The sequence below is a fragment of the Clostridium sp. M62/1 genome (genome assembly GCF_020736365.1).
GTDB classification, from domain to species: domain Bacteria; phylum Bacillota; class Clostridia; order Lachnospirales; family Lachnospiraceae; genus Otoolea; species Otoolea saccharolyticum_A.
Map to the genome: position 1 here is coordinate 3,288,989 of NZ_CP085988.1, position 13,855 is coordinate 3,302,843.

Below are 13,855 nucleotides of genomic sequence, written 5' to 3' on the forward strand. Positions count from 1 at the left end.
ATTAGTACTCTTCTTCCTCTTCTTCTTCACCGATATCAGACTTTGGCTTCTCAAGGCCTTCGATCTTGATTCCGTTCTTCTCAGCATAGTCCCAGAGTGCGGCGTGAATAGCCTCCTCTGCCAGCAGGGAGCAGTGAACCTTCACCGGCGGAAGCCCGTCAAGCGCCTCCATAACGGCCTTGTTTGTCACCTGCATGGCCTCTTTAATACTCTTGCCCTTCACAAGCTCTGTGGCCATACTGCTGGTGGCAACGGCTGCTCCGCAGCCGAAGGTCTTAAACTTCACATCCCGGATAATCTGGTTCTCGTCAATGTCCAGGTAAATTCTCATAATGTCTCCGCACTTGGCGTTTCCAACGGTTCCCATTCCGCTGGGGTTCTCTATCTCTCCCACATTTCTGGGATTCTGAAAGTGGTCCATAACTTTCTCTGAATACATAGTATTTCTCCTGTCTTTTCTGTCATACTGTTTTCGTGTTTCTGCATAAATTCACGTTTCTGCTGCAGTCTGCCGTCCTTCTCTGTCAGGCTGTGCTGCAGCAGGCTGAAATTTTTCTAAGGCCAAAGCAGCTTGGCCAGACCGTGCCTGACAGGCCGGTTTCCCGGCTGCCTGTTTCTCCCGCCGCTATCTCTGATGCTTGACAAAGTCCTCGTAGAGCGGGGACATGGAGCGCAGTCTCTCCACAATCTTTTTGATGCTCTCCACGGTATAGTCAATCTGGTCCTTTGTGATCTCGTCGTTTAAGGTGAGCCTCAGAGAGCCGTGGGCAATCTCGTGAGGCAGGCCGATGGCGAGAAGCACGTGAGACGGATCCAGGGAGCCTGAGGTGCAGGCAGAACCGCTGGAGCCGCAGATCCCATCCATATCCAGCATAATCAGAAGAGATTCTCCCTCAATAAACTGGAAGGCAAAATTCGCATTGTTGGAGAGGCGCTCTGTGGGATGCCCGTTAAGCCTTGTGTAGGGGATTTCCTTCATCACTCTGGCGATCAGGTAGTCCCTCATCTCCTTCTCCTTTTTGGTGCGCTCTTCCATGGAAGCCATGGCAAGCTCGCAGGCCTTTCCCAGTCCCACAATTCCGGGTGTGTTCTCTGTGCCTCCGCGGCGCTTTCTCTCCTGTGCTCCTCCGTGAATGAAAGAGCGCGATTTCACGCCGGTTCTGATATATAAAAATCCGATTCCCTTCGGCCCGTTAAATTTGTGTCCGCTGGCGCTCAGCATATCTATGCCGCACTCGTCCACATCAATCGGAACATGGCCGAAAGCCTGGACAGCATCTGTGTGGAACAGAATTCCGTGTTCCTTGGCAATGGCGCCTATCTGGCGGACAGGCTCAATGGTTCCGATCTCATTGTTCGCAAACATGATGGAGATTAAAATAGTTTCCGGCCGAATTGCCTTTTTAAGCTCCTCTAACTTTACAACGCCATTCTCATCCACGTCCAGGTATGTCACCTCAAAGCCGCGCTTTTCCAGGTACTCACAGGTGTGGAGAATGGCGTGATGCTCAATCTTTGAAGTAATAATGTGGTTTCCCTTCGCCCGGTAGGCCTCGGCCGTAGCCACTAACGCCCAGTTGTCGGACTCGGTTCCCCCTGCTGTAAAATAAATCTCGTTCGTCTTTGCGCCCAGAGCCTTCGCGATAGTCTCCCTTGCGTGGGCAATCGCCTTCTTAGGGCCCGAGGAAAAATCATAGACAGAGGATGGATTTCCATACTGCTCTGTAAAATAGGGAAGCATAGCCTCCACTACCTCCGGCCTGGTCTTTGTGGTGGCCGCATTGTCGAGATAAATCAACTGTTTCATTTTAAATCCGCCTTTCGTCTTATTTTGTAGGAATAAAGGTAAAAGCTTCATCTACGTTTACTATTATAAAGGAAATTTTGCGAAACACAAGTAGTAATAATTCTTGTTTATAAAAATATAATACTATTAATTCCCCAGGTTCGGAGCTTTTATGAAAAAAAATCCACTGATTGCCGGCACTCTCCTGCTGACGGCTGCCGGCTTTTTAAGCCGGATTCTCGGCTTTTTCTACCGGATCTTTCTCTCACGGGCCGTAGGGGCCGAGGGACTCGGCATTTATCAGATGGTATTTCCTGTCCATTCGGTTGCATTTGCCCTGTGCTGCGGGGCTATCCAGACCTCAATCTCCCGTCTGGTGGCCAGGGATGCCGGCTCCGGAAAGGCTTCTCTCCGGACAGGACTTATCATTTCCCTGTCTTTATCAGGGCTTCTTGCAGGACTTATCTGGCAGTTCGCTCCGTTTATCGCCCGCTTTGTCCTCTTAGAGCCGGCCTGCGAGCCGCTTTTGCCGGTCATGGCCCTGTCCATTCCCTTTTCCTCCATCCACGCCTGCATCTGCGGCTACTATTATGGTATGAAGCGCACTGCCGTTCCGGCACTCTCCCAGATGTTCGAGCAGGTCATCCGCATGAGCGCCGTCTTTCTGATGGTACAGGTCCTGACGGCAAACGGAGAGCCTGTAACGGTGTCTGTGGCGGTCTGGGGCATGTTTATCGGCGAAGCTGGATCGGCTGTGTACAGCTATCTGGTTTATGCAGTGAAAGACAGGAATAACGGCAGACGGCCGCAGGCTCAGAAACATGCAAAGAGAAGGCGACATAAAAGCGAATCTTCCTCTTTTGTCCCCTCAGCCGGTTTTCTCGCCACAGCGGTCCCCCTCATGGCCATGGCAGTGCCTCTCATGGGAAACCGGCTGATTTTAAACTGCCTTCAGAGCCTGGAAGCAATCTTTGTCCCAAACAGACTGATTGAATTTGGGCTGAACCACTCAGATGCCCTGAGTATGTACGGCGTTCTGACAGGAATGGCTCTCCCCTTTATCTATTTTCCCTCTGCCATCACCAACTCTCTTTCCGTCGTCCTGCTCCCCACTGTAGCCGAAGCCCAGGCTCAGGAAAACACGGCCCGGATTGAAAAAACAATCTACATGGCTCTGCGCTACAGCCTGTACATGGGAATTCTCTGTGTAGGACTTTTTGTCCTCTTCGGGCCGGAGCTTGGAATGACCGTGTTCCAGAACACCGCTGCCGGGGACTATATCCGCATTCTGGCCTGGCTCTGCCCGTTCATGTACATCTCCACCACCATGGGCAGTATCTTAAACGGCCTCGGAAAAACCTCCTCCGTCTTCGTTCACAACGCAGTTTCCATGCTTCTCAATCTGTCCTTTGTGGTGTTTGGGATTCCCCATATGGGAATGAGAGCTTACTTCTATGGGCTCCTGCTCAGCGAGCTTCTGCTGGCCCTTCTGCACATTGTGTGCCTGAACGGCGAGGTGAAAGTTCCCATGAGAGCCGGTGAGATGATTGTAAAGCCCTGCCTGTGCCTGGCCGTGGCGGTGGGAATTTTGTATGCTCTGGAGCCTGTGACTGCCTGGATGAAAGCCTCGGAGATGAACGGGTTCGTGCAGCTGGCGGCAAAGGGAGGCGTGATCTGTGCAGCATACGGAGGGATGCTCTGGGTGGTGCATGAGGGAAAAAGAGAGAAAGAGTAAAAGGAGTCCTTTTCGCCGCAGTGCGATCCCCGCAGAGCGTTTTTCTATAACAGGGAACGAAGTTTCCTGTTATAATAAAAAAAGCGGAAGGACAAAACGCCTCACGCGCTCCGTTCTTTCGCTTTTTCTTTTCTTTCAGTCTCTGACTCTAACCGGCCTGAACTTCTGTCTCTTAAGCCTTCTCTGCGATTCTCTCACACAGTCCGTCCCACTCACAGTTCCCGCAGACTTCCCTTCTCTTTCCGGCTCTGATAATCCTGCTTACTACCGCCTGCCTGAACTCTTCCCAGCGCAGCTCATTTTCTGAGCCTCCCGGCCCATTCTGACTGCCGAAGAGGCCGCAGAGCTCCAGCACCTTTCTGTCGTATGATTCTGCCTTCTGCCTTTCGCTGCATCCCCGGGGAGTCCGGTTGGGACAGGAGGAGCAGACCTCGTCCTCCCCGACTGTCAGAATAATCCTCGGGTTATCTTTCAGACTGCGGATTACCTCTTTCATGTGCTCTGTAAATTCTTCGCTGTACCCGCTTCCTCTGAAATAGTAAATACAGAGTCCGTGGTGGGGTCTGAGTCTCAGCGGCAGATTTTTTTCTGTCCTTTTATCTGTATTCGTCATCTCTCGATTCAATCCTCTTTCCGATTCAATCCTCTTTCCTTTTTCTGCAGAATCTCAGTCAGTCTACTTCTGACCGCTCCTAGGCTTCCATGCTTCTTACAGCCTTTCCGAGTCTTTTGCTCATAGCTGCCGCCAGTGTGATTTTCAGCAGATCGGGGATGACAAACGGGATCACACACCATCCCAGAACCGTCATAATGCCCACCGGCTCAGCCGTTCTGGCATACATAAACAGATACCAGAAGGTTCCAAAGGCATAGCATGCCATAAGCCCCAGCACGGCGGAACACCAGAAAACAGCAGTTTTTCTTCCAAAGGCCCGCTCCATCCCCCACATAATCAGGGCAGTTAAGACAAATCCCGCTATATAGCCTCCCGTCAGGCCCACCAAAACTCCGATGCCGCCTGAGAATCCGGCAAATACCGGCATTCCCACGGCTCCCAGCAGAATATATACCAGCACGGCCATCGTTCCTCTCCTGCCTCCAAATACGCCTACTGCCAGAAATACCGCAAACGTCTGCATGGTAAACGGCACTGCCGTTGGTATGGAAATCCATGAACATACCGCCATAAAAGCAACCATTATTCCAATGTAGGTGAGATCTCTCACCCCTGCTCTGCGTCCTGCTTTCTGCTCCGCTGTTCTCTCCATGTTCCCTCTCCTTTTCATTTTTGGCTTTCCCAAAATTTTTCTGTTTATCTTCTCATTGCCGCAGATTTTCTGCACACAGTTCTGCCTAAGAAACAGACAGCCCGATCATTTATCCTCTGTCTGTGTCTATCTTAGATCTGTCTCTTTTGTTTGTCAACTATTTTTATTTTTTAGTTTACATTCCGTTTTCAATCAGTCTCGCAGACGGCAGCAGACAAGTCTGTTTCTCACCTGTGATACTCAAACTGCAGTCTGTATCCGTTCCAGTCTGTATCCGTTCGCCTGCCATTCAAAAAAATTTGCCTAATTTCCCTGCACACTGTCCGGAAAGCAGCCTGAAGCTCTGTATCGTCTGGGACAGATTCATTCCTGCCGTTTATCATTCTGCCTCTGCTTCCGAGTCTGTCTATTTTCAGGCGGAATTCGGGGCTACTGTTTCCTGATTTTTTAACTGGCGAGTGAAAATATAAAAAAAAGCAAAGACTATCCTGTGATTTACAGGTTGAATATTATCCATTAATTGATTATAATTATTTGAAACGGAGGTATAACCAACATGAAAGACATACGAATTGCTATTATTTTTTGCCTGTGCGCCATTATCGCCGGTATGGCCTTCTTACTGAAAAAGCAGCAGGATCTCCAGATGGTTCTTGCTCTCAGCCACAGGGAGCTGGAAAACTGGCTGTCTGAGGGGAAAAAGGTTCGCTAGACTATTCTCACGCCGGTATCTCTTAAGTAACGGTTCTCTCCACAAAGACAGTGGATTCTATGATGGGACAGCTAAATCGCACTTTAAGCAGATATCTATTTAATAAATAACCACAATCGACAAATCATCACAATATAAAGCAGACATAATCCCCACATACTTTTGAGAATTTATGTCTGCTTTGTTTTAGTGTCTTTTAATTTTTTACTTTCAGAACTTTTGGGACTGAACGCTTATCTTTTGCTGTATACTCTACTTCAGTTCCCCCGAAGCCACAATGTCTGCCCCGCAGCCGCAGATATTTTCCACGATCACATCATACCGTTTTACCGGTCCCTTGACCTCTACCTTTTTTATAATCTCCATGCAGTCCATGATCCGATCTTTCGGCACCGGACGGTTGGAGCGCACAGGAAGAAGCTCCTGCTTTCTGTCATCTGTCCTGACGGTTGTGGTGAGAATCCGGACCGGGCTGATAAATTCCTGGCGTCCGTATTCCTCGCCTCGCTTACAGGTGTAACCAGATATGGACTGTATCTGGTCTGCCTCCCCTTCTACCGTGATATGACAGCCCATGGGACAAACGGTACAGATAATTTCCTTCTTCATTCCCTACACCTCCTTCTCTGCCTCTACTGTCACAGCCCCTGTCACAGCTGCGGCAGGAATGACAATCGATTCCATTTCGCCCGGGCTTACGCGAAGAACACGTTTTACTGCAATCTCCTGCCCGCCGCACCTGGCAGTAATTTTCACCTTCCTGTCCGGATGAAGGACACGGAAAAAGAGCTGTATCTTTTCAGACTCCTCCTGACCCTGAGCCGTCAGGGCGCTGTCTGTCCTGATATACTGGGGGCAGAGATAGCGCACATTGCTGCCGGGAACGGTTTTTACTGAATGTTCCCGTTTTTCCTGGGCTCCGGTTCTGCTTTCTTCCGGCGCTCCCTCCTCTTTCTGTTTCATGGCATACCGGGCTGCGAAGGTACCGGCTCTCATGCTCTCTGCTGTCACATTGTCCACCAGATCATTGACATGGACCACGTTTCCGCAGGCAAACACAGCAGGTTCTGAGGTCTGCATATACTGGTTTACCATGGGCCCGTTGGTGAGAGGTGAAAGTTCGATTTCTGCCTGTCTTGTCAGCTCGTTTTCCGGTATCAGACCCACAGACAGGAGCAGGGTATCGCAGGAGAGAAACTCCTCTGTCCCCGGAACAGGCTTTTTATTTTCATCTACCCGGGCCACGTACACGCCCTCCACTCTCTCATTTCCCACGATCCTGGTTACCGTGTGTGAGAGCATCAGAGGAATTCCGAAGTCATCCAGACACTGCACCTTATTTCTGGTAAGGCCTGCCAGGAAGTCCATAATCTCCACAACTGCCTTTACGTGTGCTCCCTCCAGACTCATTCTCCTGGCCATGATCATTCCGATATCGCCGGAACCCAGAATCACAATCTCCTTTCCCACCATCGTGTTCTGACGGTTCAGAAGTCTCTGGGCAGCGCCTGCCGTATAGATTCCTGCCGGGCGTGTTCCTGGGATCTGGATTCCCGCCCTCGTCTTTTCCCTGCAGCCCATGGCCAGCACAATGCTCCCCGCCTTCACTCTCGTCATACCGTACTGGGCGTTGACGCAGTAGACAGCCGGCTCCCGTGGGTCCACCTCAAGTACCATGGAATTTAAGAGAACCTCTGCTCCCAGCTCCTTCGCCTCATCCTCAAATCTGCTGGCATACTCCGGTCCTGTCAGCTCCTCCTTAAAATAGGTGAGCCCAAATCCCGGGTGAATGCACTGCTGCAGAATTCCGCCAATGCTTTCATCTCTCTCTATCAGGAGAACGCGCTCTGCCCCCTCCTTTTTTGCCGCAACAGCTGCCGAAAGGCCTGCCGGGCCTGCTCCGATCACCGCTACATCACAGAAAATATCATACATGCTTTCCCTCTCCTTTTGTCCCTGTTTAAGCTTTGATTATCCTGCCGTCATCTTTCAGCCCGGCTTATCTCATCTTTCCTGTCACCATATAGGAGCCCTCATTGTTTTTATTGATCTGCTCCACCGGAACCTTCCACTCTCTTGCCAGGATTTCCAGCACCTTCGGGCCGCAGAAGCCTCCCTGGCAGCGTCCCATCCCGGCTCTGACACGGCGCTTTACAGCATCCATGCTTCTGGCGCCCAGAGGCCTCCTGATACAGTCTAAAATCTCTCCCTCGGTGATGGTTTCGCACCTGCAGATCACTGTTCCGTACGCTGGATTTACTGCTATGAGCTGCTCCTTTTCCTCTCTGCTCAGCTCATGGAAGCGCACAATCCCCTTGCGCGTTTTCTTATAATTTTCTTTAAACACAAGCTGGCAGCCGTGATCCAGCAGAAGCTGGGCTACATATTTTCCCATGGCCACGGAGAGGGTAAGTCCTGTGGAGCGGACACCGGAGAGATTGACAAATCCCTTCAGATCATCCCACATGTCTACGTGGAGTCCCTCCGGATTCCTGTTGGGGCGAAGTCCGCTGTACTGGGTAATGGAATCTCTCACATTCACCTCCGGAACCAGCCTCTTCACATCCTCCACAATACTTAAAAGTCCTTCCTCTGTCACGCTCTTGTCCGTCTTGTTGTCCAGATCCTCCGCAGTGGGGCCCACCAGCATGTTTCCGTGGATTGTGGGACACATAAGCTTTCCCTTTGTCACCTTCGTCGGAATCGGAAGCACGATGTGCTCTACCTTGCAGCTGGTATTCTTGTCGAGAATATAGAACTGTCCTCTTCTTGCCACGACCTTGTAGTCCGCCTTACCCACCATTGCCGCGATCTCGTCGCAGTACAGAGCCGCTGCGTTAATCACATACTCTGTCTCGATCACGCCTGCCGTTGTCTCCACCGCCGTGACGCGCCCTTCTTTTGTCTGGATTCCTGTCACCTTTGTGTTTAAGAGGAAGGAAACCCCATTTTCATTGGCGTTTTCCGCCAGAGCCTGCACCAGGATGAAGGGATCGATAATGCTCTCCCTCGGTATGTAAAGCCCGCCCTTCACCTCCGGGTTCAGGTTCGGCTCCATCTCAAGGAGCTCTTTTCCCGTTTTGTACTCTACATCGTACACCCTGTTTTTAAAGGCCTTGGCCTTGATCTCCGGCAGTTTTTCATACTGTTCCTGTGTAATGGCCGGAAGGATTGCGCCGATCCGCCTGAAGGGAACGTCCAAATCACGGCAGAGCTCATCATACATAGGGTTTGCAGCCACCACAAGCTCTGACTCCAGTGTTCCCGGCGAGGCGTCGTAGCCGGTGTGGATAATGGCGCTGTTTGATTTTGACGCGTCTCCTCCAATATCCTCATTCTTGTCTACCACTGTCACATCAATCTGATATTTTGACAGTTCCCTGGCTATGGCACAGCCTACTGCTCCTGCTCCGATTATTACCACATCTGTTTTCAGCATCTTTTTCCTCCTATTTTTCCTGTCAGTTCCTAGCTTTCTGCCCAGTTTTTCGCCCTCTCTACTGCCTTGTGCCAGTTTCTGAGAAGCTCCTGGCGCACGTCCTCTTCCATATGAGGCTCATAGCGGCGGTACAGCTTCCAGTTCTTCTCAAGCTCCGATAAATCGTGGAACTCTCCGATTCCGCAGGCGGCCAGATAGGCAGCTCCGAGAGCCGTGGTTTCCGTAATCACCGGAACATCCACCGGAATCCCCAGAATATCTGCCTGAAACTGCATCAGAAACGTATTGACCACAGCCCCGCCGTCCACACGCATGACCTCAATGGGAATCCCCGAATCCTTCACCATAACATCCAGATTGTCCTTTACCTGATAGGCGATGCTTTCGAGGGTCGCTCTCACCAGCTGTTCCTTGGTCGTCCCTCCTGTAATGCCCACGATGGTTCCCCTTGCATACTGATCCCAGTGAGGGGCCGCAAGTCCGGCAAAGGCCGGCACAAAATATACACCTCCCGTATCAGGCACCGATTTCGCCAGCTCCTCTGTCTCAGCCGCAGTGGCAATCAGATGGAGCTTATCCCGCAGCCACTGAACTGCCGCTCCCGATATGTAAATGCCTCCGTCCAGGGCGAAGGTAATCTTTTTTCCGTTCAGCCCCCACCCTACCGTGGTCAGAAGCCCGTTTTCCGAATATACCGGCTTATCTCCTGTGTTCATCAGCATAAAGCAGCCCGTTCCGTAGGTGGTCTTTACTGTCCCCGGCTTAAAGCAGGCCTGACCGAAAAGTGCTGCCTGCTGATCGACCACGGAACCGGAAATGGGGATCTTTGCCCCGAAAAAGTCCAGAGGATCTGTGGTTCCGTAGACTTCGGCACTGTCATGAATTTCCGGAAGAATCTGTTTAGGGATTCCCAGAGCCTCCAGAATTTCATCATCCCACTCTCCGGTGTGGATATTTAACAGCATGGTCCTCGAAGCCGTAGAGTAGTCCGTTACATGGACATGGCCGTGAGTCAGCTTCCAGATCATCCAGGTATCCAGTGTTCCTGCTATCACATGGCCGTTTTCAATTTTTTCTCTGACTCCGTCCACATGATCCATAATCCAGCGAATCTTCGTGGCACTGAAATAGGCATCCACCACAAGCCCTGTTTTCTCGCGGATCATGTCGCCATACTGCTCTGCAATCTCATCTGCCATTTTCGCAGTTCTCCGATCCTGCCACACAATGGCATTGTATACAGGCACACCGGTGAAGCGGTCCCAGAGCATCACCGTCTCGCCCTGATTGTCCAGTCCCATACAGGTCAGATCTGCCACCTGAATGCCAGCCTCTTTTGCAGCCGAATCAATGGTTTCAAGAATGCTCCCCCATATCTCCATGGGATCATGCTCCACCCAGCCCGGCTGAGGATAATACTGGGTATGTTCCTTGTATCCCCTTGCCACCTGATTCCACTGGGAATCAAAAATGAGTGCAGTCGTCCCTGTGGTCCCCTGATCTAACCCTAAATAATACTTCTCCACAAAATTTCCTCCTCCTGCCATAAATTTGCGGCTTTCCTGCCGCCTGACCCATCATGTTTCCATTTATCTTATTCTTTGATATTTCTGCTTCTGCCTTTGTTTTCTGCCCCTTTTCTTCTGTATCCCCCTATTTTGCCTCTGTCTCAGGGGCCGCTGTCTTCTCAGGCTCCTTCATATTCCTGCAGATAAACAGGGCGAGTAGAACAGCAAGCACACCTGCTGCCAGCTTTCCGATGACAACAGGAGTGATCATTTCCGGACGGACGCCTGCCGTAAATCCGAGATGATCTCCCAGAGCTGCCGTAGCGGGAACCAGCCATGCTGTGTTCACAATGATTCCCTTTTTGTTCATGTCCTTCATCATGGTATAGACAGGAACGGAATTGGCAAGGGTGAACACAAGTCCCGCTGCGCTGGTCTTGTCAAGTCCAATCTTCCTCCCTACTGCATTCAGAGGTTTGTCAAGAATTTTCGTGAGAATCGTAAGCACCGGGAAGGTTCCCAGAAGCACAATGCCGATTCCGGCGATGGCGTTCATTCCCTCCATAATATCGGCCATTCCGGGTATGATCACCACCCCGGTCAGATGCTCAAATGCTGCCGCTGCCAGTCCTATGTAGATGACAATGGTTATAAACTGTCCGAAAATCATACAGCCCTTTACCATAGCCTCCGGGATAAATTTCAGTCCCAGAGCCAGAAGTACGGCCAGTATAATTACCGGCACCGTATTCCTAAGCACCATTCCAGGGCCAAAGCCGGCAATGAGTCCTCCAATGAGGCTTCCTGCCGGAATCGTCACAAGCCCGATTAACAGTCCCTTGGAAAAATACGGCCTGTCTCCCTTCTCAATCAGCCCGAGACCCACCGGAATGGAAAATACCAGCGTACATCCCAGCATCGATGCCACAATGTTTCCAGCCAGAAGCCCTGCCTCCTGGTTTTTTGCAAGCTCCATGGCCAGAGGATAGCCTCCCATATCGTTAGCGAGAATCGCTCCGAACATAGCCGGATCTGCGCCGAGGGCTTCAAACAGCGGAATAATCGCAGGTCCTAAAAGATCCGCGATCACCGGCGCCAGGCAGACAATTCCCACCATCCCCAGAGCCAGAGGTCCCATTGCGTTAAACCCCTCGTCAAATTTCTCCCCAAGCCCCAGGCGGTTTCCAAAAATCTTATCGGCAGCTCCGATTATCACCCCTGCTGCCATTACCCATAAAATAATCTGATCAAATGTCATATCCTTCCTCCCGTTTTCACTGGTTGCTGCAGATTTTTTTCTTTCCTCCTTCCCTCTCTTTTCTCTCATTTCTCTCATTTTTTTCTTGTCCCATCTGTTTTTCCGTACACTTTTTTCATGTTGTAAAATCCACATTTTTTGTGCTTTTTGTTGTAGTTAATTGTAATTCTTTTTTATTTTAAAATCAATACCACAAAATATCCTATTTTTTCAGGTAATTTTTGTGCACTTTTACGTAATAATTGTGTTTTTTATTCAAACTACAATAAAATGCACATCCTTGTTTTCTAAAACATTCTATTGCCGAACTCGTCCGAAAAGAACTGCACATTGAAAATGAAGAGAAAACAGGGCTTTTCACCCTGCCCCTTCCTCCTCCCCAAAGATTGTAAAACGGCAGACAGGGGAACTGCTCTGTCATGGGCGGCTCTTCTATTGCTGAATCGATGAAAAATACAAGAAACTGCAACCGGAAAGGATGAGGCAAAAGATTTCGTCCCTCTGGAAACGGAAAAAATGAGGGGGTTTACAGGCGCTTCCACAAAAAAAGACCGGAAGTCCTACGGCTTCCAGCCCTTTTGCAGTATCAGTGTATACAGGCCAGTCTTTACCAGGCTTTGAATCTGCTTCCGGCCCTTTGAAATGCGCCCTTACCTTTCTTCGGTCTCCACCTGGATCACTTCCGTCTTCATGGAATGCATTCTCGCGATGATGCTCCGATCGGCCCTTCCGTCTGTCACCAGCACGTCCATCCTGCTCAGCGGGCAGACTGTATTCATGGCAATGACTCCGAACTTGCTGTAATCTGCCAGCCCGATCACCTTCTGGGCCCGCGACAGCATCACGCGTCTCAGGTTGGTCTCTTCGATGTGATAGTCGGTGATCCCGTTTTCCACGGTAATTCCTCCAATCCCCAGGATATATTTATCCAGGTTAAAATGCTGCATGATATTTTCCGCCACAAAACCGGAAACGGAGAATTCTCCTTTTCTCACCTCGCCTCCCAGCATAATCACCCTTATATCATCGTCCCCGCTCAGAATCTCAGCGATCGGCATGGAGTTTGTCAGCACAATCACCTTCCTTTTTCCCAAAAGCGCTCTTGCAAACTCCCTGGCTGTTGTCCCAATATCGATTCCAAGCACATCCCCGTCCTCTATCAGCTCCACTGCCCGCCTGGCAATGGCTGCTTTTTCCTCGTAGTTCTTTACCTCTCTGTGTTCATAGAGAGGCTCTGCGGCCTTTTTCTGATTCAGGACAGCGCCCCCGTATACCCGGGTCAGCAGACCTTCTTTTTCCAAAAACTCCAGGTCCCGCCGGATTGTTTCAATCGAAACTCCAAACTGTTTTATCAGATCGCTGACTTTGATCATGCGCTCTGCCTGTATCATTTCCATAATTTTTTCGCGTCTGCTCTGAAGCATGGTTCTATCCCCTTCTGCCATCTGCTCTAATCTCTCTTACCATCTTGGTCCCTGTTTCAGCTGTTCTGTTCTGACTTTTCCCGGACATTCCAATTCCCTGAACCCTTACTCCGGCTTTCAAACCCTCCCCGGTCCGGGCCTACATCCATTATAATCCCCGCCGCTTCGTTTGCCAATAAAAGAAACAGCACTTTCTTTCATAGCTTTTTCAGAAGAGAGGACTGCAGGATCCGTTTTTCCGCGAAAAAAGGTGCAGAACCTGAATTCCGCACCTTTCTCTGTATCATATCTTCGTCTGTCCCAAGGCATCTGAGCTTTTATTTTACAGCTACAGCCTCCATCTCCATCAGAACATCCTTCGGAAGTCTGGCCACCTCCACACAGGATCTGGCCGGGCAGGCTCCCTCGAAATATTCGGCATAAATCTCATTGATTTTTCCGAAATCATTCATGTCCTTGATGAAAACGGTGGTTTTTACTACATTTCCCATGCTGGTTCCCGCAGCCTCCAAAAGGTTTTTCACATTCTCCATGACCTGTCTTGCCTGTCCCTCGATGCTGTCTGCGATCTCACCGGTGGCAGGATTTACCGGAATCTGGCCGGAAGTGTAGACCATTCCGTTTACCTCAATGGCCTGTGAATAGGGGCCGATAGCCGCCGGTGCATTGGATGTGCTGATTACTTGTTTCATGTTCAGGTTCCTCCTTTAAATTTGAGTATATGA

Annotated in this window: 13 protein-coding genes; 2 read left to right on the top strand and 11 right to left on the bottom strand. The window is 50.4% G+C overall.

The genetic code is table 11. The features are described 5' to 3' along the window. Position 1 precedes the first annotated feature (1 nt). Both nifU and nifS read right to left on the bottom strand, forming a co-directional pair. On the bottom strand, positions 2-439 hold the full coding sequence (gene nifU, locus LK436_RS15355) for a Fe-S cluster assembly scaffold protein NifU (protein WP_008395429.1): 438 nt from the start codon (positions 437-439) through the stop codon (positions 2-4). Positions 440-625: 186 nt separating this feature from the next. Then, positions 626-1,807 (bottom strand): cysteine desulfurase NifS, encoded by a 1,182-nt coding sequence (gene nifS / locus LK436_RS15360; RefSeq protein ID WP_015545017.1) that lies wholly within the window; start codon positions 1,805-1,807, stop codon positions 626-628. A 151-nt stretch (positions 1,808-1,958) separates the two neighbouring features. Here nifS and LK436_RS15365 point away from each other — a divergent pair, with 151 nt between their 5' ends. Continuing rightward, a complete protein-coding gene (locus LK436_RS15365; RefSeq protein ID WP_008395432.1) occupies positions 1,959-3,521 on the top strand; it encodes a putative polysaccharide biosynthesis protein in 1,563 nt (520 codons plus the stop codon). 172 nt (positions 3,522-3,693) lie between these two features. Here the strand turns inward: LK436_RS15365 and LK436_RS15370 are convergent, their stop codons facing one another. Together LK436_RS15370 and LK436_RS15375 are read right to left on the bottom strand one after the other, a co-directional pair. Further along, a complete protein-coding gene (locus tag LK436_RS15370; RefSeq protein ID WP_008395434.1) occupies positions 3,694-4,134 on the bottom strand; it encodes a DUF1284 domain-containing protein in 441 nt (146 codons plus the stop codon). A 79-nt stretch (positions 4,135-4,213) separates the two neighbouring features. Then, positions 4,214-4,789: a biotin transporter BioY gene (locus LK436_RS15375; protein ID WP_021965931.1), complete on the bottom strand. Its 576-nt coding sequence runs from the start codon at positions 4,787-4,789 to the stop codon at positions 4,214-4,216. A 556-nt stretch (positions 4,790-5,345) separates the two neighbouring features. Here LK436_RS15375 and LK436_RS15380 point away from each other — a divergent pair. After that, complete coding sequence (locus tag LK436_RS15380; RefSeq protein ID WP_008395440.1) at positions 5,346-5,501, top strand: hypothetical protein; 156 nt, start codon at positions 5,346-5,348, stop codon at positions 5,499-5,501. Positions 5,502-5,753: 252 nt separating this feature from the next. Here LK436_RS15380 and LK436_RS15385 read toward each other — a convergent pair whose 3' ends face one another. The 7 genes from LK436_RS15385 to LK436_RS15415 all read right to left on the bottom strand — a co-directional run bounded on the left by LK436_RS15385 (position 5,754) and on the right by LK436_RS15415 (position 13,822). Further along, positions 5,754-6,110, bottom strand: a complete 357-nt coding sequence (locus LK436_RS15385) for a DUF1667 domain-containing protein (protein ID WP_008395442.1) — start codon at positions 6,108-6,110, stop codon at positions 5,754-5,756. Positions 6,111-6,113: 3 nt separating this feature from the next. Continuing rightward, on the bottom strand, positions 6,114-7,436 hold the full coding sequence (locus tag LK436_RS15390) for an NAD(P)/FAD-dependent oxidoreductase (RefSeq protein WP_008395443.1): 1,323 nt from the start codon (positions 7,434-7,436) through the stop codon (positions 6,114-6,116). A gap of 64 nt (positions 7,437-7,500) precedes the next feature. Continuing rightward, positions 7,501-9,015 carry an NAD(P)/FAD-dependent oxidoreductase gene (locus LK436_RS15395; RefSeq protein WP_227910226.1) on the bottom strand — a complete coding sequence of 505 codons (1,515 nt, stop codon included), beginning with the start codon at positions 9,013-9,015 and terminating at the stop codon, positions 7,501-7,503. Further along, a complete protein-coding gene (gene glpK / locus LK436_RS15400) occupies positions 8,970-10,487 on the bottom strand; it encodes a glycerol kinase GlpK (RefSeq protein WP_008395445.1) in 1,518 nt (505 codons plus the stop codon). The genes LK436_RS15395 and glpK overlap by 46 nt, the downstream gene beginning before the upstream one ends. A 106-nt stretch (positions 10,488-10,593) precedes the next feature. Next, on the bottom strand, positions 10,594-11,706 hold the full coding sequence (locus tag LK436_RS15405; RefSeq protein ID WP_044930517.1) for an ethanolamine utilization protein EutH: 1,113 nt from the start codon (positions 11,704-11,706) through the stop codon (positions 10,594-10,596). Between the two features lie 650 nt (positions 11,707-12,356). Beyond that, positions 12,357-13,151, bottom strand: coding sequence for a DeoR/GlpR family DNA-binding transcription regulator (locus LK436_RS15410; RefSeq protein ID WP_008395447.1), 795 nt, complete (start codon positions 13,149-13,151; stop codon positions 12,357-12,359). Between the two features lie 296 nt (positions 13,152-13,447). Continuing rightward, on the bottom strand, positions 13,448-13,822 hold the full coding sequence (locus LK436_RS15415) for a RidA family protein (protein ID WP_008395449.1): 375 nt from the start codon (positions 13,820-13,822) through the stop codon (positions 13,448-13,450). Positions 13,823-13,855: the final 33 nt, after the last annotated feature.

Excerpts from the sequence above, each read along its gene's own strand:
- nifU (WP_008395429.1), bottom strand. The coding sequence starts at position 439 with ATGTATTCAGAGAAAGTTATGGACCACTTTCAGAATCCCAGAAATGTG.
- nifS (WP_015545017.1), bottom strand. The coding sequence starts at position 1,807 with ATGAAACAGTTGATTTATCTCGACAATGCGGCCACCACAAAGACCAGG.
- LK436_RS15365 (WP_008395432.1), top strand. The coding sequence starts at position 1,959 with ATGAAAAAAAATCCACTGATTGCCGGCACTCTCCTGCTGACGGCTGCC.
- LK436_RS15370 (WP_008395434.1), bottom strand. The coding sequence starts at position 4,134 with ATGACGAATACAGATAAAAGGACAGAAAAAAATCTGCCGCTGAGACTC.
- LK436_RS15375 (WP_021965931.1), bottom strand. The coding sequence starts at position 4,789 with ATGGAGAGAACAGCGGAGCAGAAAGCAGGACGCAGAGCAGGGGTGAGA.
- LK436_RS15380 (WP_008395440.1), top strand. The coding sequence starts at position 5,346 with ATGAAAGACATACGAATTGCTATTATTTTTTGCCTGTGCGCCATTATC.
- LK436_RS15385 (WP_008395442.1), bottom strand. The coding sequence starts at position 6,110 with ATGAAGAAGGAAATTATCTGTACCGTTTGTCCCATGGGCTGTCATATC.
- LK436_RS15390 (WP_008395443.1), bottom strand. The coding sequence starts at position 7,436 with ATGTATGATATTTTCTGTGATGTAGCGGTGATCGGAGCAGGCCCGGCA.
- glpK (WP_008395445.1), bottom strand. The coding sequence starts at position 10,487 with ATGGCAGGAGGAGGAAATTTTGTGGAGAAGTATTATTTAGGGTTAGAT.
- LK436_RS15405 (WP_044930517.1), bottom strand. The coding sequence starts at position 11,706 with ATGACATTTGATCAGATTATTTTATGGGTAATGGCAGCAGGGGTGATA.
- LK436_RS15410 (WP_008395447.1), bottom strand. The coding sequence starts at position 13,151 with ATGGCAGAAGGGGATAGAACCATGCTTCAGAGCAGACGCGAAAAAATT.
- LK436_RS15415 (WP_008395449.1), bottom strand. The coding sequence starts at position 13,822 with ATGAAACAAGTAATCAGCACATCCAATGCACCGGCGGCTATCGGCCCC.